The organism is Leptolyngbya sp. GB1-A1, from assembly GCF_039962475.1.
Lineage (GTDB): Bacteria > Cyanobacteriota > Cyanobacteriia > Elainellales > Elainellaceae > Leptolyngbya_A.
In genome coordinates this window covers 23,532-49,009 of sequence record NZ_JAMPLI010000037.1, presented here as the reverse complement: position 1 = coordinate 49,009, position 25,478 = coordinate 23,532, and the positions used below count along the sequence as shown (strand labels likewise).

18 protein-coding genes and 2 pseudogenes are annotated in these 25,478 nt (G+C 47.7%); 5 read left to right on the top strand and 15 right to left on the bottom strand.

The features are described 5' to 3' along the window. Positions 1-94 precede the first annotated feature (94 nt). Positions 95-394 carry a GIY-YIG nuclease family protein gene (locus NDI45_RS23530; protein ID WP_190791634.1) on the bottom strand — a complete coding sequence of 100 codons (300 nt, stop codon included), beginning with the start codon at positions 392-394 and terminating at the stop codon, positions 95-97. A gap of 180 nt (positions 395-574) precedes the next feature. Continuing rightward, positions 575-940 (bottom strand): hypothetical protein, encoded by a 366-nt coding sequence (locus NDI45_RS23525; protein WP_190791635.1) that lies wholly within the window; start codon positions 938-940, stop codon positions 575-577. A 1,089-nt stretch (positions 941-2,029) separates the two neighbouring features. Here NDI45_RS23525 and NDI45_RS23520 point away from each other — a divergent pair. The 3 genes from NDI45_RS23520 (at position 2,030) to NDI45_RS23510 (ending at position 3,729) form a co-directional block, all read left to right on the top strand. Beyond that, positions 2,030-2,455 (top strand): hypothetical protein, encoded by a 426-nt coding sequence (locus tag NDI45_RS23520; protein WP_190791636.1) that lies wholly within the window; start codon positions 2,030-2,032, stop codon positions 2,453-2,455. Between the two features lie 190 nt (positions 2,456-2,645). Then, on the top strand, positions 2,646-3,191 hold the full coding sequence (locus NDI45_RS23515; protein ID WP_190791637.1) for a hypothetical protein: 546 nt from the start codon (positions 2,646-2,648) through the stop codon (positions 3,189-3,191). A gap of 175 nt (positions 3,192-3,366) precedes the next feature. Then, positions 3,367-3,729: a hypothetical protein gene (locus tag NDI45_RS23510; RefSeq protein ID WP_190791638.1), complete on the top strand. Its 363-nt coding sequence runs from the start codon at positions 3,367-3,369 to the stop codon at positions 3,727-3,729. A 277-nt stretch (positions 3,730-4,006) separates the two neighbouring features. Here NDI45_RS23510 and NDI45_RS23505 read toward each other — a convergent pair whose 3' ends face one another. The 3 genes and pseudogenes from NDI45_RS23505 to NDI45_RS23495 all read right to left on the bottom strand — a co-directional run bounded on the left by NDI45_RS23505 (position 4,007) and on the right by NDI45_RS23495 (position 6,233). Further along, complete coding sequence (locus tag NDI45_RS23505; protein WP_190791639.1) at positions 4,007-4,918, bottom strand: hypothetical protein; 912 nt, start codon at positions 4,916-4,918, stop codon at positions 4,007-4,009. Between the two features lie 375 nt (positions 4,919-5,293). Continuing rightward, the gene (locus tag NDI45_RS23500; protein WP_348249116.1) at positions 5,294-5,818 is read right to left on the bottom strand and encodes a hypothetical protein; all 525 of its coding nucleotides are present in this window, start codon (positions 5,816-5,818) and stop codon (positions 5,294-5,296) included. A 182-nt stretch (positions 5,819-6,000) separates the two neighbouring features. After that, positions 6,001-6,233: pseudogene (locus NDI45_RS23495) on the bottom strand (hypothetical protein). A 398-nt stretch (positions 6,234-6,631) separates the two neighbouring features. On the opposite strand from NDI45_RS23495, the gene NDI45_RS23490 reads away from it, so the two are divergent. After that, positions 6,632-7,339, top strand: a complete 708-nt coding sequence (locus NDI45_RS23490; protein WP_348249115.1) for a TIGR02466 family protein — start codon at positions 6,632-6,634, stop codon at positions 7,337-7,339. Positions 7,340-7,592: 253 nt separating this feature from the next. Beyond that, positions 7,593-7,886, top strand: a complete 294-nt coding sequence (locus tag NDI45_RS23485; RefSeq protein ID WP_348249114.1) for a transposase — start codon at positions 7,593-7,595, stop codon at positions 7,884-7,886. A gap of 41 nt (positions 7,887-7,927) precedes the next feature. Here NDI45_RS23485 and NDI45_RS23480 read toward each other — a convergent pair whose 3' ends face one another. The 10 genes and pseudogenes from NDI45_RS23480 to NDI45_RS23435 all read right to left on the bottom strand — a co-directional run bounded on the left by NDI45_RS23480 (position 7,928) and on the right by NDI45_RS23435 (position 25,444). Beyond that, a complete protein-coding gene (locus NDI45_RS23480; protein WP_348249113.1) occupies positions 7,928-8,677 on the bottom strand; it encodes an SDR family oxidoreductase in 750 nt (249 codons plus the stop codon). Between the two features lie 148 nt (positions 8,678-8,825). After that, positions 8,826-9,647, bottom strand: coding sequence for an alpha/beta hydrolase (locus tag NDI45_RS23475; protein WP_348249112.1), 822 nt, complete (start codon positions 9,645-9,647; stop codon positions 8,826-8,828). Positions 9,648-9,795: 148 nt separating this feature from the next. Beyond that, positions 9,796-10,215, bottom strand: coding sequence for a DUF6130 family protein (locus NDI45_RS23470; RefSeq protein WP_348249111.1), 420 nt, complete (start codon positions 10,213-10,215; stop codon positions 9,796-9,798). Between the two features lie 251 nt (positions 10,216-10,466). After that, positions 10,467-11,459 carry an alpha/beta hydrolase gene (locus tag NDI45_RS23465; RefSeq protein WP_348249110.1) on the bottom strand — a complete coding sequence of 331 codons (993 nt, stop codon included), beginning with the start codon at positions 11,457-11,459 and terminating at the stop codon, positions 10,467-10,469. Between the two features lie 165 nt (positions 11,460-11,624). After that, positions 11,625-13,064, bottom strand: coding sequence for a SidA/IucD/PvdA family monooxygenase (locus NDI45_RS23460; protein ID WP_348249109.1), 1,440 nt, complete (start codon positions 13,062-13,064; stop codon positions 11,625-11,627). Between the two features lie 550 nt (positions 13,065-13,614). Continuing rightward, complete coding sequence (locus NDI45_RS23455) at positions 13,615-14,244, bottom strand: response regulator transcription factor (protein ID WP_190790637.1); 630 nt, start codon at positions 14,242-14,244, stop codon at positions 13,615-13,617. Then, positions 14,241-17,051 (bottom strand): PAS domain S-box protein, encoded by a 2,811-nt coding sequence (locus NDI45_RS23450; RefSeq protein WP_190790636.1) that lies wholly within the window; start codon positions 17,049-17,051, stop codon positions 14,241-14,243. Before NDI45_RS23450 ends, NDI45_RS23455 begins: the two co-directional genes overlap by 4 nt. A 38-nt stretch (positions 17,052-17,089) precedes the next feature. Next, positions 17,090-17,673: pseudogene (locus tag NDI45_RS23445) on the bottom strand (thioredoxin domain-containing protein). Between the two features lie 280 nt (positions 17,674-17,953). Further along, on the bottom strand, positions 17,954-18,583 hold the full coding sequence (locus NDI45_RS23440; RefSeq protein WP_348249108.1) for a response regulator transcription factor: 630 nt from the start codon (positions 18,581-18,583) through the stop codon (positions 17,954-17,956). Between the two features lie 6 nt (positions 18,584-18,589). Further along, on the bottom strand, positions 18,590-25,444 hold the full coding sequence (locus NDI45_RS23435; protein ID WP_348249107.1) for an AAA family ATPase: 6,855 nt from the start codon (positions 25,442-25,444) through the stop codon (positions 18,590-18,592). Between the last annotated feature and the right edge of the window lie 34 nt (positions 25,445-25,478).

Sequence of the window (25,478 nt, the reverse complement as noted above, 5' to 3'; positions counted from 1 at the left end):
TAGTTGTCGATGAACGTGACGGTAGTGACTGCTTCACGGGGTGCAACCATTGCCCTGGCTCGCCTTCAGCAAACTTGTCCCTATTTTACTCCTTCTAGAGTGATGAAACAGGGATATAGTGCTTTTCCTGAAAGTCCAATTCCCCCAGCAAATAGGGGCAGTAGTAGATCTGGTAATTCCGCTTTTTATTTTGGCGGCTCAGTTGCCCATAGCGATGATGGGAGCGTCCACCCCAACGAGTTCTGAGATTGCTTGCCTTACCCACATACCAAACTTCTCCAGCCGCATCGATCACGGCATAAATCCCCGGTACATCTGGTAGATTCATCCTGCTAGAGAGCGAAACGTTTGCCCACTGCTGCCATTCAGGTTGAGACTGGGAAGATGAAGTCATGATTCTGAGACTAGCAACAGAACATCAAGGCAAGCGACCGCTTCGCGCAGCCGCCTGTGGCGGATCGATCTAAGCCATCCGCCTGTGGCGGATCGCAGGGATTACCACGCTGGTATTTGCTTATATCTTTGGCAGCGATCGCAGTTCACCACAGATAGCGATCGCTTGCGCTTCTATAAGCTACTCTTCCACCCACCATTGGTACACCACATCCGTCTGCGTCCCCTGCCCGACACTGACTGCTAGCGTTTGCCCCTGATTGCCATAAAACTCAAACCGACATAAGCCCATTCCTGTCCCAGCACAATCCACAATCTCCGTATAACCCAGTCCCCGAAAATAAGTGATTTTAGAGGACAACCCAAAGGGATTCGACTCTTGAGCGTTGTAGCTGGGACTCCATCCTGCATTCAAAATGAGCTGTCTTGCCTGAGCATAAGGCATTCCCTGTTGCAGGTTAGGAACCGATTGAGCCTGAACAGGTACTGTCCCTAGAAAGGGAGCCGTGAATAGAGCAGTGATAATCGGAAAAATAGAAATTCGCATAAATTGCTTCCAGGGCAAGGCACTCCTTACTGTAGAATGCCCAGGCAAGGCAGCAGGGTAACGGGAAGCGTGTTTCGGCTTGAGACTCTGACTACTGCCTTCGATCGCAAATCATCAAAGGGTGTTCGTTAGTCGAAACCCCTGTATTCTGCCGTCTGAGAGCGATCGCCAGATAGAGATTGTTTGAAGCTGCTATCAGGTTTCAGTAAACCTTCGAGATATTCCTCAGCAGCAGGGGAAAATTAAACAACCGTAGCATTCCCCTGCTGTATTTCATGCATTTTACAAAAGTTGCTCTACTGGCTCTAATACTGACTGCCACTGCCACTTGCCTTCCTGCTCAAGCTCAAGCCCAACGGTTAAGAACTGAGAATTTCCAAGTAACAGTAATTCACAATTGCGCCAACGACGGTCCTATTTGCGACGATGTTTCTTACGTTGGAACAAATCTCAACTTCGGTGAGATGATTCGTCTAAACGGAACTACAGTTCACACGATTTGTGCGGATGGAATCACTCCCTGTCGTTTCGTGGGGTATCAGTTCCATAGTGGACAGTATCGCTACCTTGTAACTCATGAGGGGACTTTAGAGGTTTACCGAGGGAGAGAGCTACTGCTGAAAGAGCAGGGAATCTGGGAAACACCTGAGTAGCAACGTGGACGTTGATAGACTCCCACGCCCCTACCCCACCCTCTTCTTAGCTCCACTCCTGCCAGCACTGCTAAAAGCCAAAAAGACAGAGGGAGCAACGATATTGAGACGCCATCGCAGCAGTTGCAGCTCTTCAGCAATGGAGCCAGCGAGTATCAGAAGCGATTGTAGGTTCACTTGGGCAAAAAATCGATTGCAGGATGACTGAGTAAGCACTACCTTCGCAGTTTGCCTAGTCAGGGCAGCAGGGTAGCAAGGAGGGCGATCGCTTTTCTTAGGAGCAGCGATCGGGCGGGATTGCAGGGGGCTTGCTAAGGAACCTACGCGGATTGAGGGAATCTACCAAGTTAAGGCAAAGCGAGTACAACCCGTCAAAGTCAATCTACTTGTACCGTATCTCCGATTTATAGAACCATAACCCTATGAATGACTCATTATGTTGAAGTTCAAGTTCAAACCATCGTCTCTGCTGATTAGTCTACTCGCCTGCTTAGCCATTACTTTCAATGCCATTACACAAACCGCGACCGCGACCACAGAGGTGGTGCAATGTTCTAGTACAGATGGTTCTGAACGGAGTAACCCCATCTTTTTTGCAGCCGTCCAGCCAACGTCACAAGGATATGACCTGTTGATTGTTGAAGAGCGGGGAAAGTACATTTTTACGCTTAAGCCGGATTTAACCATTCGTGAAGTCAGTTCCATTCAGGGGCAGGAGCTGATTCCCTGGAATCTCGCTGCCTATGATGGTTCTCCTATTTCTCTTGAACTGCAAAATGGCACGTTTACCATTGAAATGATGGTTAGTACCCGTTCATTTTGCAGCTTTCGTGGAAGGGCACAAATCCTCAATAGCCTTTGATCCAGTGCGTCGCAATGTGAATGTCACAAACTCCCAACATTCTGGTCGAGAGCTGTTTATTGTTTCAATGCTGCTTAACCCACACATTAGGACATCGCAATATTTACAGTCAGAATTTTGTAATTTCTGCCAGGATTCGAGAAAGGCTTTCTCCGTTCTATAAATACTCACAATCTCTCAGGTCACAGCGATGAAATATAGTTTTTTCTATGGATTAGCAGCGACGGTTACTCTCCTTACTGTATCCTGCCAATCCCCTTTACTACAGCAGGCTTCGCAGCAGCAAGTTGGAGCTGTAGCTCTCGCTACTTCTCCAGCACAGCCAAGTTCAGCAACCTGCGATCTAACCAGCAGCATTTATCGAGATGTGGGCAATGGAGGGTTTGAGCTGGAGTTTAGTTCCGCAGATCGGTCTTTATCCGGTGGTAACGTTGCAAGCGCGACGTTGAAGTATCCAAACGGTAGTATTCTCTATACATTCTCCTTGACTCAAGCCCAGGGTTATGGCACTGTTTCACTCATTCAAGCAGGGGGAAGAGACAGTTTTACAGTGAACTTTTTTAATGCTGACCTTACCCCTGCTTCCTGGGCGTCCTGGCGGCGGAGTGCAACACCCACCTACCTATTCATTAGCGGTCTAGGGACTGCTCAGTATTACCGTGAGAGGAATCAGGTCGGTGAAACGGTTCCGCTACTGGGCGACGTGATGTGGAAGTTCGATCGCTGCAAAAGTTGATCCGGACTGTTTGCTTGAGATTCTTGAAACGGGGATAGGTCGATCGAAAGAGAGATCAGGGGGCGATTGTCAGATAGGGATGCTTTGAAGCTGCCATTAGACTTCAGTAAACCATCAGGATTTGCTCCTACAGATGGGAACACTTAAGCATTCGCAAGCACTCCTTGTTCCCCTCATGTACTTCATAAAAGGTGTTCTAATCGCTGTCATGCTGGCTGGCTTTACGGCTGGTTTCCCTGTTCAAGCTCGGCAAGTTGTCACAGATGACGACAATCAGGTGGTAGACGACAATAATGCGACACCCAATGGTGCGACCATTACGCCACCTCAGTCAGCGATCCTCTCTGTCCCATGCGTTAATGGGGGTGGTTCAGGCGGATGGATGTATCAAAACCTGCCAGAACATTACTTTCCGATCGGGCTAATTACCGTGAATGAATGGTCTCCACGCTCAATTCCGGAGCATTCAATGTATGACCCAGAAGCTCTGTGGAGCCAGTACGGAACTTGCATTATCGTTCCTGCAAGATATCCATAGCCAAGACAAGACTTCTTCCTACCACACCACAGTGATTATAGAAATGAAAGCCCGATCGGCAAGCCAATCGGGGGAAGTGCTAACTTTTCTGGTTCAGTGTGTCCAGCAACAGCAACAGAATTTGCTATCGATAAGCTGCTTCGCTTTCCAATCTCCCAAGATCTAAAATAGTGGTGGGGCAATAGCAGGGGACGATTGTCTCTTCCAAGCCCATAGAGCTGGAAGCGGCTGTCAACAGCCCCATAACACCTAAGTCTCTTAAGTCTCTAAGCTCTGGTTAAGGAGCCTTGGGCAACCAGCGAAACTGGGACTGATGAATCCAGCAGTTCTGGTAAGTCTCGTAGTACCAGTCTTCAGCCCCAGGAAGGTGGCGATCGGGATTAACCTTGATGATTCCCTTAGCAAATACTTTGACGACTCTTCCAGTTTCTGGCTGCGCTCTACAGTTGCTTGGCGGATCAAACACTTCCGCGTTGAAATTCGCACTCGCCACATCTTGGGATCTTGATACAGATGAGGAATTAACAGTTGCTGCGGGAGCGGTTATACCTGGCTCTTTTACAGGATTGGTTGCTGGCGTCGCAGTTTGTGCAAGCGGGGTAGGTGTTACTGGAGTTTCGGATGGGGTTGTGGTTGGCGTTTCAGATAGGGTAGACGGCGATTGCTTCAGGGAGTCAATAAACTTTGCAAGCGAAGCGTCACTCAGCCCTGTGAATCTCCAGTAGCCATTGGTTCCTGTCATCTGAAATTCAACCACTTGCCCGGAAGGATTGAGCACTGATACGAGGGCTTCATTCCCCATGCGGTTGATGCTCAAGACCTTGAAGCTTCCTTTCTTGGCACTTTGATCCAGGTCGGTAATCGACTCTTCCAATTTCGTGCGAATTTGCTGCTCGATAATGGGGCGCATTTGTTGCAGCATCCCAAGACCAATCATCGTTCCCAATTGCTCAAACCCATTTTGAGAGGTTTGCAAGGTTGCAGTCGCCTCTTTTGAGGCATACGCCACAACTGCATCCGTAGTTTGGGTTGATATCTCTTTAATATCTACACGCGATTTCAGATCCTTGCTGAGATACCCAATATCAAAGAGCGCATAGCTTGGAGTCGTGCGCCAATACGCGAAGGTTCCACCCAACACTACCGTAAACGCGCCTAAAACCAGACCTACCTTATGCAGCGTTTTCATGGTCGTTCTACAGCCCTTATGCCACAACTTGCCCTCTTGCCCTAATTCTCAAGATACTCAGAGATTAAGCAAACAGACCAAGGCAGCCTCTTTCCTCAATTGGTTTTCATGGAGACTTTTTACGCTCTTTATCTTGAGCAGGTTTCTATCGATTGGTTGACGGTTCAGCTACAAACGGCGCTTGACTCGTCCATTAACCAATCCACGGCTCTCTCAGAAACTGAGTTTGCGGCACTGGACGGATGCCCCTGTCATTGTTCTATGCGGTTGGAAAACGGAAGTGAGCAATCGCTTGGCGACGGTACTGAAACTTGGGGTAACATTCTACCACTGAATTACACCCGCCTTGCAGCACAATGAACTCCAACAACGGAACTAAAACCAACCAGGAGAGTCCAGACGATCGCAAGTTCCGCTAGGTTGCCAACTACTGAATCCCGGCAACGGGACTGAAACACAACCTGAAATCGATGCCGATCGCTCAAACAGAGTCATCCAGCCACAGTTCAAGCAGTCCCAATGCACCTGAACCCCTTGAGTCGAACTGATCGGCATTTCACAATTCGGACACCGACCCGTAAAAAGAGGATGAGTATCCAGTAAGTCCAGTTGATCCGTTAACAGGCGTTGCCTGGGCTGTAAAACCAGTTCCCCGTTGTAATAAGCTGCCCCTTCTGGCTGCCATTGCTCCTCCGCCTTGGAAGCTTGGGTAATGCAAAGCTGTTCCCCTTGGGGAGCGATCCGCCTTTGGCGGCTGCGCGGAGCGGTCGCCCTAAAGTCACGACACTCCTCTGACTCCACGCCCAAAGGATGGAGGGTGCAGCGAAGATGCGGATTATGCGTGTAAAACTCACAGAGCTGCCATTGAGGCGGGTAGTAGGGATCGGGTGAACTGGACATCGACTGACTCAGACTTGGGGCATTCCCAGTGTTCCCTGCACCCACGGTAAAGACAGCTCCTTCTTTCTGTTTGCAGTCTGGGAATTTTGCTGCTTAAAACTCAGAAGAATTCCCAGAACCGATCGAGGCAATGCTTAGACCCGAACAACGCGATCGCGCTTGCTTACTGAACCCGTCATTCCTCAAGCAGATGTCCCAATCCCCAACCCCTGGTTACTGCGCTGCAACTGCTGCCACAGCCCCTCAATCTGCTCATACGCCTGCCTCCGGCGACAGCTTCCTGTGCCGTCTTCAGATTGGCAATATATCCCACGCGCTGGGCAAATTCTTGAAGGTTGGCATTAAACACCAATCGTTCTGACTTAACCCCACCTCGATAACGGCTGCGGGGATACAAGAATTCAGATCGATCCATCTTTGCCCCTCCTATCAATCGTTCCCTTCAAGCCGCATCAATCGTTCTCGGCAAAACAGCGCGTCCCGTCTGGCGCCCTTGTTCACCCGATGAGGCAATTGTGACTGAGCAATAAAACTTGCGCAATTAGCAAATCAGTTGCGCATTTTCTAAAACTCTGAAACCGTTATTACTTGGAGCTTTCAGATATTGAGACAAATCAAGTCACGAATCATAATACCCTACGTTTGAAGCCCAAAACGCTTGCCTAATATAGGATCAGGAATTTACGCAATTCATTTGCTAAGTGCACCAAATCATTTGCTCAGTCACACGTCCGCACCCCTCTTTCATGCAACAATGCCCAGCAAAGGTGCCAATCTAGTGTAAAACTGAAAACTGTCGTTACATCAATCAAAATGCCCATTGAAACCTGGTTTCCGCTGGCGATTTATTATGAGGATTTGCCAGATGCCTCGAAACATCGGCAACGTTTGATTGAAGCCGTCCTGGAGCTAGAGCAGGAAGGGATCGAACCTCAGAATTATACTGACATGGCGTGGACGGGAGATATTCACGGTGTGAATCAAATTCATACTTATCCAGCTTTTGAATGGATTGTGGAACAGGTTGAGCAGCACACAACGACGTATCTTGAAAGCATCGGTGTAGATCTCAGCAAAGTGAATTTATACATTCAAAGAGCATGGCCCATTGTCTCTCGCACCGGACAGGAAGTTGGGGCGCATTGCCACAACACAGCTCATGTGAGCGCAGTTTACTATATTCAAGTTCCCACGAATGAGATGAGCGACCCAGGGAGCCTCCTTTTTTTCAATGATGCGCGGGTGAATGAGGTGTGTCCGGGATTGGGCAGTGAAAACACAGACATCGTAGATGCAGAGAACGATCTCAATCAGCTTTATGTGGCTTACCCGCCTGTCGAAGGGCGATTGCTAATCTTCCCAGCAAAGCAACGCCATGCAGTTAGCATGAACGAAACTCAGGAATTACGTCTGTCTCTGTCGTTTGACATTGTATTGACAGCCACTGGAGAAGTCGCAGGTGCATACGAGTTTCTAAGCCCACCGCCAAATCAGTGGAAAAAATTTAAGACCGATCACTAAACGGGGTCATTGAAGCATAGATGTAATGGGCTGCAATGCTACAGCGTGAAGGGATTGAGCCTCGTGATGAGAATATAATTGTGGATGCCGACGCCGTTAGCAGTGCGGAAGGCAACACCAAAGAAGCCAACTGCCACGGCTTCGGAGGGCCCACCGGGGTCAAAGACCGTGGCACGTTACTAAGGCAAAGTCGGGAACTCGGGAGTCCCGTCGATTCCTCTGATATAAGGGGTAGGGCAGTACAACCAGACCAGTGGAAGGGCAAGAAGATGACCGGCATCCAGTGCATCGTTCAGGGGCAGTGAAACAGTGGTTGGACGAGCACGAGCAGGAGATCGAACTGCTGTACCTGCCGCCATACTCGCCGCAGTTGAACCCAGCCGAGTATCTCAACTGTGATGTGAAGCAGGGGGTGCGTGCCAAACCACTGACTAGAAATCAGGCTCAGTTGCAGCAGCGAGTGTCGTCTCATTTGCATAAACTCCAGAAGCTCCCACAGCGAGTCATGCGATATTTCAAGCATCGGTTTATTGCTTATGCTGCATAACTTCATGCCTCTTCTATGATTGCCGGGTTAATATCTGGATCTTAAATCTGTGCCATACCCCCATCAACAAATAACTCAATGCCGTTGACAAAGCTGCTGTCGTCTGAAGCCAGAAAAACAACGGCTTTGGCAATTTCATCAGGTGTGCCGACTCGCCCTAATGGAATGGTGACAGCCTGGCTATCTATGAATTCCTGCAACTGCTCATCACTCAGTCCTAAGTGATCGTAACCGGGAGTCAGAACCACGCCAGGACTAATGGCATTCACCCGGATCTGGCGTTCTTTAAGGTCGAGTATCCAATTACGGGCAAACGATCGCACGGCAGCTTTGGTGGCGCTGTAAACGCTGAAGGCTGGAGTGCCTTTGATGGAAGTGAGCGAGGCATTCAGGATGATTGAAGCCCCCTCTGGCAACAGCGGCAGTGCCTTCTGCACGGTGAACAGCAAACCTTTAACATTGATGCTGAATGTTTTGTCAAATTGTTCTTCAGTGATTGATCCGAGCGGGGCGATTTCGCCAACGCCAGCATTGGCAAAGAGGATATCGAGGTGTCCTTGCTCTTGCTTGATCGTAGCGAACAGTCGATCGAGATCTGCCAGATTAGAGACATCGCTTTGTACACCCCTGATATTCTCGCCGATCGCATTTACAGCGGCATCCAATTCAGCTTGACGACGACCTGTGATGAAAACGTAAGCCCCTTCAGCAACAAATTGCTTGGCAGTAGCAAGACCAATACCGCTGTTACCACCCGTGACAAGAGCGGCCTTTCCTTCTAGTCTTTTCATAGATTGAACCTCATGGGAATTCTAAGTTCGTATGAATCATTAAAGTGTTATCGATTGTTTGCAACGGACGTTGCAAAATGCTGCGTCACAACTTTGAGAACAGCAAATTTAACCCTTCAGTGTTGTTAATGTTCATCGGTTTTCCTTGCTATAGCGCAGTTGCAGCATGCTCGATGATCTCAGCGACAGCATCCGAATGAGAAATCATCACGACATGGGATGCGCCATTTACAGCAACGGTTTCCTTTGAGTTGGCCCGTTCCGCCATGAAAGCATGCACCGCTGGAGGAATGTTCAAGTCGCGCTCACCATAAATGAACCAGGACGGGATAGATTTCCAGGCGGGCGCACCAGAGGCTTCATTAAACGCGGATTCCATAATCGGACGCTGGGTACTAGCCATTAGCTCGGCGTCGCTAGCGGGTAAATCTGCCGCAAATTGAGCGTGGAACTTGCTCTGCTGAATATATAGATCTTTGCCACCATCGGGCAATGCAACCGGTGGCGCGAGGGTCAGTGTAAGCGTGCTACCCGGATAACGTCCTGAGAGTTCGGCGGCAGTCTCACCTTCCTCAGGAGCAAAGCCAGCAACGTAGACCAGTGCTTTCACGTTGTTGTTACCATTAACCGCGTTGGTCGTTACCGAACCTCCGTAGGAATGTGCAACCAGCACGATGGGACCGTTGATGTCTTTGAGGACGCTAGCAACATAATCTGCATCGCTCTTGACGCCACGCAGGGGATTAGCTACAGCAACCGTTGGGTAACCCTTTGTGATCAGTTTAGCCAATACACCATTCCAACTGGAAGACTCGGCGAATGCGCCATGAACAAACACGATCGTGGGCTTATTGGCTTGTGCGCTGGCAGGATTCATGATGTTTCCTAGGGAGGTGATTGTAATGGTTCCTAAAAAAAGGATGACAACCAGAAACAGGCGAATGCCGTTCCTGAAGGTGGGCATATTCATGTTGTGATTTCCTTTGAATTTATTTCGTTGGATAGGGTGCAACCGTGATATGAGAAATTGACGGATGTAGGTTGCGATAACGTTCGTGAAGCGTGTGCTTTGCACTCAGCGCTGCGAAGTGTCGATCGCATCATTTCACAGGCCTGACTCATCGCTTAACATGGGGCACTGTAAACGTGACTGTCTCACTGGTAATCGCTTTGTGCGTGGGATCTGCTAGTTCGATCAGCACCTTGTGTAAACCAGGTTCCAGACCAACCAGAATGATTGTTTCACCACTGGAATCGACAAAGTGCCACGGCGCATCGTCAACCGTAATGTGGATATGACCAATGCGCGGTGATACATGAAGGGCACCTTTGCCGAATACGGGCAGTACTCGCAGGTTCTCTGTCCGATACTGGATGAAAACACGACCCTGGGACAGCGGTTCGGGCAGCGGTGGATCGACAATTAGCTTAGCGGGTGCTTCATTTTCGATCGCGATCAGCGGAGATGAGCCGATGATATCCTTGGCGCTTGGGGTATAACTGTCCATTGTAGATAGGTGTTCAAGTATGGTTTTCATACCAGGCCCTTGGAGAAAGAGGAAAATTCCAAGATTGTCGCTTCGGAAAAGGTGTTAACGTTTTTTTGATCGCGATTTTTCATTCTCACAAATTAGGCAAAGATGAATTGCAGTCGTGATGGGAAAGATTAATTGTCTCTGACTAATCCAAGGAAGATCGAATTAGTCAGAGCAGTCTCACGCCTATGATGACCAAAACCTAATAAGAACGAGAATGACTGATAACTGGCAGCCAAAGAGACGATCGCAGCCTATTGTAGGTGTTTCTTCAGTTCAGCAGCAGCCTGGACAAACAGAGAACGAACTGCCGGAACCTCGGCTAAACCATTCAATAGTCCGAAGTCATGAATCATGCCGTCGTACTGCACAAGCGTCACGTCTACTCCAGCTTCGTCAAGCTTGCGTCCGTAGGCTGTACCTTCGTCGTGCAAAATATCACTCTCTGCCACCTGAATTAAGGCTGGTGGTAAGCCTTTCAATTGCTCAACCGTCGCCTGTAGAGGAGAAGCATGGATCTCTTTGCGTTTTTCTGGGTCAGGGATGTACAGGTCATACATCCACTTCATTGTGGGTGCGGTTAGATACCGTTTGTCGCCAAATTGGTGATAAGAATTCGTTTCAAAATCAGCATTGACGAGCGGCCACATCATGATTTGTAGCTTGATGTGCGGTCCTCCTTTTTCTTTCGCCTGCAAAGCAGTTACTGCTGTCATATTTCCGCCAACACTGTTGCCGACAACTGCCAAGTTTTTCCCGTCAACGCCAATTTCCTCACCATGCTCAGCGACCCATTTAGTAGCGGCGTAGATCTCATTGATAGCCTTTGGATACTGAGCATCTGGCGTGCGCGTGTAGTTGACAAAAACAGCCGCAAAACCAGAAAGCACAACGAGATCACGAACCATGCGCTTATGGGTTGGATAATCACCCAAGACCCATCCACCACCATGAATAAACATAAATACAGGCAATGTACCTTTGACCCCTTCAGGTCGCACGATATTGAGTGTAATTGTGTAATCATCAGCAGTAATCGTCTTCTCAGACTCTTCAATGCCTGAAAGATCTACTTGAACAGAAGCTTGTGCATCTACGAGTACTTGACGCGCTTCGAGTGGAGGTAATGTCTCTAGAGGCACACCTGCTGAATTCAGCTCTTTCAAAAATGCCTTCACCTCCCTAGAAAGACGTGGATCATCTGCAACTTCCAAAATCTTTGCTTGTGAGTTTACTTGAGCAACCATGACATTCTCCTTTAATATGTAGTAAACAATCCATTGAAATGACACTGTTAAGTGAATTGATGTAACAGTGATCCTTGATCAGCAGTGATTGTGAAATGGCAATCACTTTCTACTGACATCGTTTCCCAGCCGGAACTATTTGTTGCTGGTGAAAAGGTTATCGACCTAGCGCGTCGCTGCCCCGATCGGTTGTTTCCACACCGCAGCAGCATAGAGCGAGTTCTCAAAATCGGGGGCAACATCGCCTGTGATACGTGCCTCATGATGCGCCCAGTCCTCAAAGAATAAGTCGTGACTGATGCGCGATACGATTGCGGGCATGTCGCGACGAATGCTATGTATGTCACCGACTGGCAAGCCGAAGCTGACCAAACCAGCAGGATTAAATACATGAATGTCTTTTAGATAAGGGGCAGTGCCAGGTACTTTTTCTTGGTATTCGTGGGCGCTACCGAGGTAAGGGTGCATCCCCAAACCGTCGTTGCGCAGGTCTTCTGGTGGCTCGTAGCGATCGCGCCAGAGGGCAATATGCTGAGCAAAGTCAGCTAGTTCGGGACGCTTTGTTGGGTCAACGAAATAACCAGTGCCAGCGATCGCAAAATCAAACTCGAAAACATCATTGTTTACCTGGATGGCAATGCGATCGCCCATTTTCTGTGCTGATTTCCAGGGTGCAGATAGATGGATGTGAAAGTTCGGGAAAGCGATCGCTCGCTCAATCGACTTTGGGGGTGGTGCGGTACCTGCTTGATGAAAGCGCCAAGCCTGCAACCAGCGGGCTGCATCGGGTAGTTGGGGATAGTTGTCGTAAGCACCAGGGTAATCTCGTATCCGAAGTACTGACAGCGATGCGATCGCCGACCGCCGTACAAATAGGTGTACTGCCTTAGCTCCCGATTCCAGCGCCACTCCTGCCGCATCGAAAGCTGAAGCCGCCGCACCCAGCACTGCCACAGTCTTACCGCGCAGTGCTTCAAAATCAATGGCATCGGCGGTATGGGCGTACAGCGTGCGGGGTAAGTCAGCCAGTACTGGAGGGATGTATGAACCACCAGTACCAGCCACGCCATTGGCGAAGATAATTTTGCGTGTAGTCTCCACCTTTGGGACACCATTTACCTCAAGGTGTAGACGGAAGAAACCTGTGGCTGGCTCTATCCGTACCAACTTCGTCTGGTAACGAACCTGGATACCGAGAAAATGCCGATACCAGCTGAGGTACTCAGCCCAAGTCACCCGCTCAATGCGATCGATCTCTGCATAAGCTGCCGCACCATGCCGCGCTTCGTACCAGGCCTGGAAGGATAATTCTGGGATTCCTAGTTCTGGACCAGGCAAATTCTTTGGCGTGCGGAGCGTTCTCATCCGCGCTCGCGTCAACCACACGCCTGCATGAGCTTCGTCATCTGCTGCATCGATCTCTGTCACGTCACCGATTCCAGCACGCCGCAGCGCAAATACAAAGGTGCTACCGCTGCCGCTGCCACCGATTATCGTGACATTGTGATCGATGCCAGGGCGATCGGATACCCAGTTCTCGGGATCGGGACCAAGCAGGCGTAGTGCCTCACAGGCAGCAAAATTGGAATCGATCGTTGTTGTCATGTCGATCTCCTCAGATCTGGTCGCGATGGATAAGAAATTGGAGAAGAATGGAATAGCAAACAACTAACTTGTTACCAGGTTCTTGTTTGCGGATTTGGATGCGCTAGAACGTGTTATGAACTTGTTAGGCTAGGTAAACTAAAGAGAAACCTGAGTAACTTGCATTAACAATGGCTACTGTCAATTGCTCAATGTTCTAGCGATCAATATAGCAAGTCCCCCTTGTCGATAATCTCGCTCAGAGGCAGGAACAACCGGTTGATTGCGATTGTTAGGTACTTCAGCAGAAATGTCGTAACTCATTCTTAATTTGAAGAATGGAGCATTCACGGTACAAACAGCACGGTGACATCTCTTTTTTTCAAACCTACAATTGTTTGTAGGTTCTCGTTTGTATGTTCTTAATGTAAAAGGCAAACTCAAATCTGTCGCCAATTCAGAGTTTATGTTTTGAACCACAAGATGATCGCTATTTGAGCAATCTCAGGTGTTGGCATAACATCCACCTTAAGTTTAAATTTATCAACCACCTCAAGTTCACATCACTAGGCTACAAGCTGGTGATTCCTCGCTTTAAAGCAATAATGGTCGCTTGCGTGCGGTCTTTCGCTCCCAGTTTGCTCAAGATATGGTTGATGTTCGATTTGACGGTGCTTTCAGCAATATTCAAAGCAGCGCTGATTTGAATATTGCTCATCCCCTGAGCTACCAACTGAAGGACTTCTAGTTCGCGACCGCTCAACTCTGGATGGTTTATCCGCTGCGCTAGTTTAGCGCCAACATGAGTGGGAATGTACTGCTGACCCCTGTGAACAACATGAATAGCACTAAGGAGTTCGTCAGGTTCGGCATCCTTAAGTAGATAGCCTTTGGCTCCAGCGCGTAATCCCCGATAGATATCTTCATCTCCATCGTAAGTCGTCAGGATAATAATGTGGGCATGGGCAAACTCAGCACAAATTGCCATCGTTGCATCCACACCACTCACCTGCGGCATCCGTAAGTCCATTAAGGTGACATCGGGCTGTAGCTGGCGGTATTGGTCGATCGCTTCCTGCCCATTACCCGCTTGACCCACCAGCATCATGTCTGGTTGATTGTCAATCATTGCAACCAGTCCTTGTCGCACAATTGCGTGGTCATCAACAATCAAAACGCGAATAGCTGTGGGCTGACTCATGTTGCTGCCTCCCGTTGTATAGATACGATCACTGCTGTTCCCTGCCCCAATTGGCTCTCGATCGAGAGCAGGGCGCCAATGTGTTCCGCTCGTTCGGTCATACCCAATAACCCAAATCCCCGGCTGAGAGTGGTAGTGTTAGCTTCAAAGCCTCGTCCATTGTCTTTAATGCGTAAATGGCACGAGGTGGGTTCATAAACTAATTCAATCTGAATTTCCTTCGCCTGAGCATACTTGATTGCATTGGTAAACGCTTCCTGTCCAATTCTCAAGAGGTTATTCTCAGCGTCAGCGGGCAACGCATAGGGCGTGCCGATCACCTCATAAGTCAGGCAGGATTCTGTTGAGGATTGCATCATAGCAACAAATTGCTCCAGCGCTGTCCACAAGTTGCCATCTTCTAGTAACTGAGGACGCAATGCTGCAACGGAACGTCGAGCCTCTATCAGTCCGTTACGAGCCAGCTCACGCACGATGTCAATGTGAGTTTGTACGGCTTCTGGTTTAATGGTCACTAACTGAGAAACAGTTCCCATGTGAACCAGAACACCTGTAAAGGCTTGCGCTAGCGTGTCGTGGATCTCGCGCGCCATGCGGTTACGTTCTTCTAAAATTGACGCTGCTTCAGCACGTTTGCGATCGCTAATATCCAGAATCACCCCCAACATTCGTACAGGCTGTCCAGCTTCGTTATAAATGCCTCGCCCCCGACCCACCAACCAGTGAATAGTCCCATCCGGATAAATCACTCGATATTCAGTTTCAAAATCGGTATGGGTTGCTAGTGCGACCGCAACTGCTTGCTCGACTCGCTCAATATCCTCTAAGTGAACCCGATCGCGCCATGCTTGATAGCTGCTCTTCACTTCCCCAGGAACTAACCCCAGCAATCGAACGTGATTATCATTCCACTCGGTTATATTCTCTACGATGTTCCAATTCCAACTGCCGATATAGGAAAAGTCCATGGTCAGTCTGCGTTGCTCTTCGCTCTGTCGCAAGGCGTTTTCAACTTGCTGGCGCTCTTCGATCTCCTGGGAGAGCAGCAACGTTCGCTCAGTGACTTGCTGTTCTAAGGTCTGACTGTATTCGGATAAAAGCTTCTCTGCTTGCTTACGGTCGGTGATGTCTTGAAAGGCTGCGATCGCATACAGAATGTTGCCAGATTCATCAAAAATTGGAGTTCCCCAACTTTCAATCGGAATGATGCGATTCCCCTGATGAATTTCGATATCATCTACACTGCCCTGTTCGCCGTTTAGTGCTCGTATCATCATCAGTTGTTCAGTTGGGTAGGGGCGATCGGTTCCTGCCACATAGAGTTGATAGGCTTCGGCAATTTGTTCTGGGGAGACAGACGGCAGCACGCCTTTGCCCAAAAGTTGGATTGCCTTCTGATTTGCGTAATAAGGGTGACCTGTTGCGTCCAGAACCGCAATTCCTACCGGAATCGACTCTAAAATTTTCTGAAGGCGGGTTTCACTTTGGGCGAGAGTCTGGTTTAAAGACTGCATTTTAGCAAATGCGATTTGAAGCTGCTGTGCCATCTGGTTAAACGATCGAGCTAGTTCACCCAAATCACCCGATCGCTCAATTTCTACCGTCTGATCCCATGCACCGTCTGCTAGCGCTTTTGCTGATTGGCTGACGCTGACAATTGGTTTAGTGATCCACCGTGCAATTAAAATGCAGATCGCAATGCCAAGCAGCAAAGCGGCAATACAAAGCAGAATCGTCGTGTGAATGTTCTGATTAATCTTTGCCATAAAATCGGATTCAGGCAGCACCGTGACAATCAGCCAATCTAGCCCACGAGTATCTTTGAATGGCATTACCTGAATTAACTGCCGCCTGCCATCGAAATTAAAATCAAGCTGTTCCGCCGTTTGGATCTGCCACAAATTGCTGAAATGATCGCGCAAATAAGCAGCAGTCGCTCGCACGGTGGGGTTACGGCTCTCAACTGCAGACAATCGATTTGCCACCGCTCCACTACTGATAATCGCCTCTCCGGTGGAGGTAGCAACCAGTTGTCCCGATCGCTCTAGAATAAAGGCGATGCCTGTTTTACCGATTTGCAGGCTCGCTAAAAAACGGCTCATCTCATTAGGCAGAAATACATCGGTGGCGCAGACTCCCAACAGCGATCGATCAGCAGTGCTATAGACAGGCGTACTGGCAGTGATCGTTGGCAATTGGCTGGCAAAGTCGGCATAGATTCCACTCCAAACCGGTTCGCCTGCCGTCACTGCTGCTTTAAACCAGGGACGAAGCCGCGCATCGAAGGTTTTGTTACCTTGACTGACTAACTGGTCTGGCTGGCCATTGCGATCAAGGCTGTAGCCGTAGAGTTTATGATCTGTAGCAACATTACTCGATCGCAGTTCAATTGAGTTATCGGCAGGGCTGCGCCGCACTCCCAAAAGAGACCCGTTGCGATCGCCACAGTAGATATCACTTACCATTGGATAAATCTGAATTTGCTGCCAGAGTGGAAACTCACCTTTGACGGCGCTAGCGTCAATTTTTCCCTGAGCGAATGTGCTGGCATTGAGCCGATTGATGTTATGGGGTATCTCGGTGTAGGTTTGTAGTTTGCCTTCGATCCGGTTCGTCAGTTCGCGCCGTAGTTGACTGGCGAGATCGTTGATAGCTTCCTGTCTATTTCTGAAGGAAAAATACCCCACTAGTCCGACCGTCACCAACGTTTGCAGCACAAACGGCACAATCAAAACCGTCTGCAATGGCACCGTTCTAGAAATTTGAGCTACAACTTGCTTGAGGAACGCATTGGATAAGGAAATCATGATAAGAGCCGCACTGATGCAGTTGATTAACGAAACTACTAGTCGTGGAAAGCTTTAGTGATCGCAATGAGTAACGGCTCAAACTCTAAAGCGTCTGTATACTGCACGCCATTGATGAACAAAGCTGGAGTGCTAATCACCCCACTATCCATGCCGCTGGTAATGTCTTGATTGATATGAGCGACGTACACTTTCCGGGCAATGTCTCGAAGAAATTGAGTCACATCAAGCCCTAAACTGTCAGCGTATTCTGCTAAATCTCCATCCCCAGCTCTTGCTGATGCTTCAATAGCATCTCGTGCATCTGCCAAAACTGCCCTTGTGCTGCTGCCTTTTGAGCTTGAGGATGGATATGAGATTGAGGAAAATGTCGGAATATAAAGCACAAAGAATTTTCCCCGGATAAGGTCGCCTCAAACTCGCGTTGAATTGCCTGAATTGAGATGTAAAGTTCACCACATTGAGGACATTGATAATCCCCATACTCAACCAGCACAACATGGGCATTCAATGATCCTTGCCGATGGTCTTGCTCACAAGGGGGTACAACTAATTGATTGCGTTCACTCTGTATCTCCGTTGGAGAATCGCTAAGTGCATCGTCAGAAATAATATCGCTCATTCTAAATTCTTGAGGAAAAAAGATTCATCGCGTGTACTCTGAAATCTTTTCTCTTCAACCCTACAATCATTTGTATGGGTTTAGTGTATGAGGCTTGCTTAGGATTGTAGTCAATTTAAGGTCTGTATTTTGATCGACTTGAGGGAGTAGAACGAACCAAACTTAAGTTGGAGTTTGAATCAAACTTTGGTTTAATTGCCTGCTTCGTAAACCCATATCCTTCGCTCTACAGTAATGACGGGCAACAATTGCTGACCTAGGCAGAAAACCATCTTTGTTTTTACAAGTTAGCAATTCCGCGTCTCAACGCAATAATGGCTGCTTGGGTGCGGTCATTGACATCTAGCTTGCTGAAAATTCGGTTAATGTGAGTCTTCACGGTACTTTCACTAATCTTGAGAGCCGTGCTAATTTCCTGGTTGCTCATTCCCTGCCCGACTAACTGGAGAACTTCTAGCTCACGTTCGCTCAGTTCTGGAGCAGTTATCCGTTGGACTAGCTTGGCAGCCACATTGGGGGGAATATACTGTTGTCCCCTGTTCACGGTACGAATTGCTGTTAATAGTTCCTCTGGCTCAGAGTCCTTCAGTAAATATCCCTTTGCTCCTGCTCGCAATCCTCGATAAATCTCTTCATCAGTGTCATACGTAGTCAGCACAATAATCCGGGCGTTCGGAAACTCACTACAAATAGCTGTAATTGCCTGAACACCCTCTATTCCAGGCATCCGTAAATCCATCAAGGTCACATCAGGCTGCTGTTGCTGAAACACTGCGATCGCCTCATGCCCATTTCGCCCCTGACCCACAATGATGATATCCGGAGCCTTCTCTAACATCCCGATCAAACCCTGGAGAACAACGGGATGATCGTCCACAACAAGAACGCGAATGCGGCTGGGCTGATTCATGCTGACTTACTCCCGATTAATAGATACCACGATCTCTGTCCCTTGCCCTAAGTAGCTTTGAATCTTTAATTCAGCCTTGATGCGTTCAGCCCGTTGTGCCATCCCCAGTAGACCAAAGCCATTCCTCATTGCCTGGTTTTCTATATCAAATCCCTGCCCATTGTCTTTTATTCGTAAGATGCATTGGGTCGGTTCATAGACCAGTTCAATTCGGATTTCGTGCGCCTCGGCATATTTGATTGCATTGGTTAAAGCTTCCTGCCCAATCCGAAACAGATTATTTTCCAAATCGCAGGATAGGGGATAGGTTGTACCAATAACTTCGTAGACGATTTGGGTTGCGATCGAGGAGTCCAATTGAGCAGCAAGACGGCTTAATGCATCCTGTAAGTTACTGCTCTCTAAAAGGTATGGGCGGTGTAGCGCCTCTACTGAACGACGTGCCTCCGCAAGCCCAGAACGAGCTAAGCCGAGGATCTGGATGAGGAGAGTTTGCGCTTTTTCTGCATCCGTCGTTATCTCACTGGAGGCAGATCGAGTATGAATGATAATACCTGTAAATGCCTGTGCTAAAGTGTCGTGGATTTCCCGTGCCATGTGGTTGCGCTCTTCTAGAATGGAGGCTGCTTCGGCACGTTTGCGATCGGTGATATCTCTTGCCAGCCAAATGACAGAATGGTCTGAAATGGGAGAAATGCGAGTTGCAAACCAGGTTTCCCGTCTTCCCATCACCAAGCTATATTCTACTGTTAGAGGTTGCTGAGTGAGCAATGCTTGCCGAATATAGTCAAGAAATGTATCGGCTTGCGATCGCTCAAAAATTTCGTATAACGTTTGAGCCACCTGTTCGTCGATCGGTTGATGTAATTTCTCTAAGAGAATTGCTCTCAAAATACGCCCTTCTGCATTCACGACCAAGAGCGGATCGGGCATTGCTGAAAAGAGCGCACGAAGCTCTGCTTCAGAGGCTTGCAATGCTATTTCTGCCTGTTTGCGTTTAATTCCCAATGCAATCTCACGAGCTGCAAACTCCAACGCCTCAAAGTTGGGCACCGGAATGGGGTGTCGAGTAAACATCGCGATCACGCCAATAAGCTGATCATCCAGCAGTATCGGATAGCCCGCAAATGCTACCATGCCTTCTCGTTTTGCCCATTCTTGATCAATAGATGGCTCATCAAACACATTGTTGGTCAACAGAGGATAGCGATCCTGAGCAATTTGTCCAACTTTGAAGCTACCTACGGGAACTTGACTGTAGGTGCCGTCAAGACGGGTATACATCCCTGCACTGGCTTGTAACTCCAAAACATTCTGGTCTTGATTTACCGTCCAAATCCGAGCAAATGCCGCATTAAAGTGCTTAACAACGGCTTCAGCACAGCGATGCAGTATCAAGGGCAAACTAACACTTTGAGCAAGGGCACTATCCACATCGGCGCGAAAAGCGGAGAGGATTGCCTGTTCCCGAAATTGAGCCTCGGACTGGCGCAACACTTCTTCTACTTGTTTGTGAGCGCTAATATCTGTCATGAGACTGTAGAAACCTCTCACCTGAGCATTGTCATCGAAATCAGGAATAAAGGTTGCGCTGATGCACCGCTTGCCAGGTGGAAAAGCGACTTCTGTTTCTAGATGTACTGTTTGCCCTTCAAACACCTGATTGACATACGGCTCAACCCGTTGATAAACCGCTTCACCGAAAAGTTGGCGAACAGGGTTGCCCAGAATTTCATTGCGGCTACGGTTAAACCAAACCTCATAGGTACGGTTGATGAATTGATAACACCGATTGGTATCTACGTAGCTGATCAAAACTGGTAGAGCGTTGGCAATCAGTCGTAATTCCTGTTCCCGATGGCGCAGTTCTGCTTCGCTTTGCTGTAAAGCTGCCGTTCGTTCTGCTACCTGTTGCTCCAGGATACGGTTGTAATCAGCTAACAGTTTCTCCGATCGTTTCCGCTCCGTAATGTCTTGAAAAGCCACAATTGCGTAAGCCACGTTCTTATGTTCGTCAAAGACTGGAGTTCCGCATGCCTCAATAGGAATAATCGCCTCGCCCTGGTGAATCTCTAAATCATCCCTTCTTGTACGTTCACCTTTCAACGCTCGAACGATTGGCATCATCTCAGATGAACAGGTTTGATCCGTTCCAGCCTGGTAAACTTGATAAACTTCTGGAAGTTGATCGGGTGTTACGGTAGGGTCAACGCCTTTGCCTAATAGCTGAATGCCTTGTTGATTGAAATAGTAAGGGCGACCCGTCGTATCCAAGACCCCAATCCCTACGGGAACCGCCTCTAGAAATTGATTGAGCTGATTTTTGCTATCGCTTAGCTTTGAGTAGAGTTTAGCATTTTCGATTGAAATGGCTGCTTGGGTTGATAATAGATGCAAAACCTGCGATCGCGTAGCGTCTCCGGAGAATCGTTCTGGTGTGAAGGCTCCAGCCGCTAATTGGTTTTCTAGGTACAACACACCAACCAATTTACTTTGATTCAGCAGTGGTAAACAGAGTAGTGATTGAGTTTGGTTGCGTTGAATGTAAGGATCGTTGATGAAATTTCCTTCATGAGTTGCATCACTTAAAATCACAGATTGATGAGTTCGGATCACATACTGAATGACTGATTCAGGCAAACGGTTTACAATTGGAATCGATTGCAACACTTGCGTAGCCGAGACTTGCTCACCCTCATTGAGTTCACAAGCAGCCTCAATTACCCATTCTCCTGAGTTTTCTAAAATCAAGCATCCGGTTTGTGCACCCGCGTTCTCAATTAGGATCTGCATTAGAGAATGGAGTAATCGCTCCAATTCAATCTCACTCGAAATCGCTTGAGTTGCTTTCATCACTGTCGCTAAATCGAGAGCAGTATGTGAGGTACTTGAGATGGTTCCGGTCGTGGTGCAAACTGGTGTAGAAACTACGTTGGAAGACTGAGGAAATAGCTGCGGATAACGAGTTTCTAAATCTCTAACCTTTGCGATTGCTCCCCATCGTTCATAGCAATAGTGAGCTTCCTTCATGTAAAGCTGGGCAAACTTTTCTCTACCACGAGCTAAGTAGTGTTTGGCGGCTAATTCATAGGCTAATGCTTCTTCTTGCAGATACTCGTTGTTCTTGGCTCCTTGAATGGCTTGTTCATATAAGTCTTCTGCTTCAGAAAGTTGACCCAAGACTCGCGCGTTCTCTGCCTCAACGAGATGAAACTTGTGTAAAAAGTTTTCTGGACAGCTATCCGACCATACTTTCAAGCGCTCCTGATTTGATCGAATCTGTTTCAAAGCGTTCCTTTGTTCTGCTTGAGATGAACCAGGATACAAGTTGAGTAGAATCAGAGAACCATAATAGAAATAACTACTGTAGGTTGTAAATCCTACAATAGAATTTAGGATCTTTTCCGCTTCAACAAGATAATAGCGTCCTTGCTCAAAATCTGCTGTTAAACAGGAAAAATGCATTCTGAGAATGTAATAAAGACAAATTGAAAACTGTATTTGTGAGGTTTCACCCTGATGAACTATCTTTTCTGTCTCCCTGAGCAATTGATCATGCTCCTGTGCCGCTTGCCCTAAAGCAAGTTTTGCAATGAAAAATCTAGCTGCAGCCAGTGCCACCTTCGCAAGCTCGTCCTGAATCTGCTCCGCCACCAACTGATATTTTTTGTTGTCTGCTGCAACGGTTGTTAAATTTTCTCCTTGAAATAAGCGATTAAAAATGTTACCGACTAAGTTATAGGCTGCAAATTGAACATTTCCCGACTCCATGCTTGCCAGAAAACCTTTGTAATTGATCGTGGCTGCCCCTGCTAAAGGCTTTGACCAAACTTGAATAAAGCCTCCAAACAACATTTCAGCCTTACACTGCTGAGATTTACTGTTTAGCTTGTAGCTAAGCTGCACTGCTAAATCTGCAAACTCATAGCCTCGTTGATATTGCCCTTCCATCAAACCTAAGAGAAGACCATAATTTGCATAAGCCTTAATAGACTCAGCGATATTTCCATGTTCGATGGAAAGACGAACTACTCTTAAACTGACGAAGCAGTAAAGTTCAATATTAGCCGTAATGTAAGTTGGTATATCTACAGCAATTAGCAATCTAATCATTGCTTGAATCACCGGATCGCTCACTGTTGGTAAAGTTAAAAGCGAGGAAATTGAGCGATTTTCTAAGCTTTTGGCAACAGCAACAAACTCTTCACGGACTAGTTCCGTCAATTTTTTGCCCTTAATCTCAATTCCCAACTCATGCAACCCGATCAAACCTGTTTGAACTGCTTCCTCACATTTGCCTTGTAGGGTATATTGAGTGATTTGAAAAACACGAAAATCTGCGCGGTCAACGGCAGAAGAAATATGCTCTAAAGCAACTTTGGTTGTAGCGTTTAATTGCTCATAGCTAGCATTGCTCAACTGTGCTGCACAGAGAGTCCGATACAGGTTGAACATCAAGTCGTACTGGCTCATCCAGACCGATGCTTCGAGTAAGCCAATACCAGTCTCAAGATACCGAATCGCGGCTTCATAAGCTGTAGAAGAGATGGCTTTTTGAGCGGCAGCCAAATTAAGTCGTGCTATTTTCTCCTTTTCATCTTTCTGGGTCAAAAGGGATTGACCGAAGTTGATGTGGTTGACAATATCAAAAAGCATCTCACTTTGTTCGACCTCAGAGAGCCTGCTGAGCAGGAGTTGCCCAATAGAGTAGTGCGTTACTTGCTTTTGATCCTCAGGAATCAAAGCATAGGCAGCCTGCTGTACTCGGTCATGCAAGAACTTATACTCTTGAACTAACAAGTCCTCATCTAATTCAGACAGGGGTTGAATGAATCCTCCTTGTACCGCTGGTAGTAAATCCTGAAAAACCGTTTTGGGCGACTTCTCATATATAATCGCTAACGTATCTAAATCAAATTCGGCTCCGACACAAGCGGCTAAGCGGAGAATTTGCCGAGTTTTTTCTGGTAGTTTCTTCAGCTTTACGAGCATTAACTCCACTACATTATCGGTGATGTTTTGAGCTTTGATCTGAGCAATTTTCCACCGCCAGCTTAAATTTGACTCATCAAAAGTCAACAGACTTTCGCTATATAGCATTCTCAAAAATTCGCCGACAAAGAAAGGATTGCCCTCCGTTTTCCGCAGCACTAACTGGGCTAGAGCACAAACGGTTTCAACATCCTGATAGAGCGTCTCAGCAATCAATTGGCTCAACGGCTCTAGCGTTAAAGGTGCCAGGATAATCTCCTGAAGCATCACCCCTTGTTGTTGCAGCATTTCCAGCGTTAATGCCAATGGATGCGTTGAATTTACTTCATTATCTCGATAGGCTCCAATTAAAAATAGATATTGGGTCTGCTTATCCAGCAGCATCAGTTCGATTAACTTCAGTGTGGCGGAGTCTATCCACTGCAAATCATCCAAGAAGATTACGAGTGGATGTTCCTTAGAACAAAACACTCGGATAAAATGCTGAAAGACGCGATTGAAACGATTCTGAGTTTCCGCAACTCCCACTTCCGGTACGGATGGCTGCTTACCCGTAATTAACTCAACTTCTGGGATCACATCAATCATGATTTGCCCGTTACTTCCCAAAGCGGTGAGTAGGCGCGATCGCCACTGTTGCACCTGCTCATCGGGTTCACCAAGGAGTTGCTGCACCAATTTTCGTAGGGCATTGACGATGGCGCTGTAGGGAACATTGCGCTGGAACTGGTCAAACTTACCAGAGATAAAATAACCGCGCTTTGCTGTGATGGGTTTGTAGAGTTCTTGTACTAACGCCGATTTACCCACTCCGGAATAACCAGAAACTAACATCATTTCAGCAGACGCCGGAACATTGTCAATCCATACATCTCTGTGTCTCTCTATCTCCGTGTCACTTCCCCCTGTTACTCCCTCAAATACTGCCAATAATGCGGCTATTTCCGTGTCGCGTCCATACAACTTCTGGGGAATTTGAAACTGGTCTGAAGTATTTTGCAGCCCCAGTTGGATGTAATTAATCTGGCCGCTTGCTGATAATTGTTCAGCACACTGTTCCAAATCTGCTTTGATGCCCCAAGCGCTCTGATAGCGATCCTCCACATTCTTCGCCATCAGTTTCAAGATGATGTCTGAAACAGCTTCAGGGATCGTTCCATTGAGTTCATGCGGTGGAGTAGGCTGTTTAGCAATGTGACAGTGGACTAACTCTAAGACATCTGTTGTGGGAAACGGCAGTTGTTCAGTCAGCAGCTGGTAGAATGTCACTCCGAGTGAGTAAAAATCGGTGCGGTAGTCGATCGTCCGGTTCATCCGCCCGGTTTGTTCCGGAGAAAGATAGGCGAGTGTGCCTTCTAAAACGTGCGGACTTTTGAACGTCGGATTTGTGCGACTGAACTGAGTGGCAATGCCAAAGTCAATGATTTTGACAACGCCCGTATCGGGATTTAGAACAATGTTTCCAGGATTAATGTCCTTGTGAATAACATGAGCAGCATGGATTTTGCCTAGAATATCTGTGAGGTTGATGGCAAATTGGAGAAACGTGTCTAAGGGCATGAGACAGAAGCCTGAACGTTGCTGTCTCCAGTAATCTAAGGACTCACCCCCAAAGTCCTCTAGTAGGATAACGAGGGTACGCTGATACGCTTGCTGGTTGTAAGCTTTGACCACGCCTTCTAGATTTAGAGAACGGGTAATCGCATATTCGTGTCTGTAGCGCGTTAATTCTTGAGGAGAGGGATAATCTTGCTTCAGTACCTTGATAACAAGCGCTCGGCCATCTTCCTCACTGATGCCCCGATACACCAGAGACACCGAACTCTCGTAGATCTTGCGTTGAATGGCAACTCCAGGTAAAGCAATCATTTGAATTTTCTCCTGATGAGGTCATACCTCGGCT

What these genes read in the sequence shown, in the direction of transcription:
- NDI45_RS23455 (WP_190790637.1), bottom strand. Translation starts at nt 14,244, where the DNA reads ATGAGTCAGCCCACAGCTATTCGCGTTTTGATTGTTGATGACCACGCA.
- NDI45_RS23525 (WP_190791635.1), bottom strand. Translation starts at nt 940, where the DNA reads ATGCGAATTTCTATTTTTCCGATTATCACTGCTCTATTCACGGCTCCC.
- NDI45_RS23505 (WP_190791639.1), bottom strand. Translation starts at nt 4,918, where the DNA reads ATGAAAACGCTGCATAAGGTAGGTCTGGTTTTAGGCGCGTTTACGGTA.
- NDI45_RS23515 (WP_190791637.1), top strand. Translation starts at nt 2,646, where the DNA reads ATGAAATATAGTTTTTTCTATGGATTAGCAGCGACGGTTACTCTCCTT.
- NDI45_RS23465 (WP_348249110.1), bottom strand. Translation starts at nt 11,459, where the DNA reads ATGGTTGCTCAAGTAAACTCACAAGCAAAGATTTTGGAAGTTGCAGAT.
- NDI45_RS23450 (WP_190790636.1), bottom strand. Translation starts at nt 17,051, where the DNA reads ATGATTTCCTTATCCAATGCGTTCCTCAAGCAAGTTGTAGCTCAAATT.
- NDI45_RS23510 (WP_190791638.1), top strand. Translation starts at nt 3,367, where the DNA reads ATGTACTTCATAAAAGGTGTTCTAATCGCTGTCATGCTGGCTGGCTTT.
- NDI45_RS23520 (WP_190791636.1), top strand. Translation starts at nt 2,030, where the DNA reads ATGTTGAAGTTCAAGTTCAAACCATCGTCTCTGCTGATTAGTCTACTC.
- NDI45_RS23490 (WP_348249115.1), top strand. Translation starts at nt 6,632, where the DNA reads ATGCCCATTGAAACCTGGTTTCCGCTGGCGATTTATTATGAGGATTTG.
- NDI45_RS23435 (WP_348249107.1), bottom strand. Translation starts at nt 25,444, where the DNA reads ATGATTGCTTTACCTGGAGTTGCCATTCAACGCAAGATCTACGAGAGT.
- NDI45_RS23480 (WP_348249113.1), bottom strand. Translation starts at nt 8,677, where the DNA reads ATGAAAAGACTAGAAGGAAAGGCCGCTCTTGTCACGGGTGGTAACAGC.
- NDI45_RS23460 (WP_348249109.1), bottom strand. Translation starts at nt 13,064, where the DNA reads ATGACAACAACGATCGATTCCAATTTTGCTGCCTGTGAGGCACTACGC.
- NDI45_RS23440 (WP_348249108.1), bottom strand. Translation starts at nt 18,583, where the DNA reads ATGAATCAGCCCAGCCGCATTCGCGTTCTTGTTGTGGACGATCATCCC.
- NDI45_RS23500 (WP_348249116.1), bottom strand. Translation starts at nt 5,818, where the DNA reads ATGTCCAGTTCACCCGATCCCTACTACCCGCCTCAATGGCAGCTCTGT.
- NDI45_RS23530 (WP_190791634.1), bottom strand. Translation starts at nt 394, where the DNA reads ATGACTTCATCTTCCCAGTCTCAACCTGAATGGCAGCAGTGGGCAAAC.
- NDI45_RS23470 (WP_348249111.1), bottom strand. Translation starts at nt 10,215, where the DNA reads ATGAAAACCATACTTGAACACCTATCTACAATGGACAGTTATACCCCA.
- NDI45_RS23475 (WP_348249112.1), bottom strand. Translation starts at nt 9,647, where the DNA reads ATGAATATGCCCACCTTCAGGAACGGCATTCGCCTGTTTCTGGTTGTC.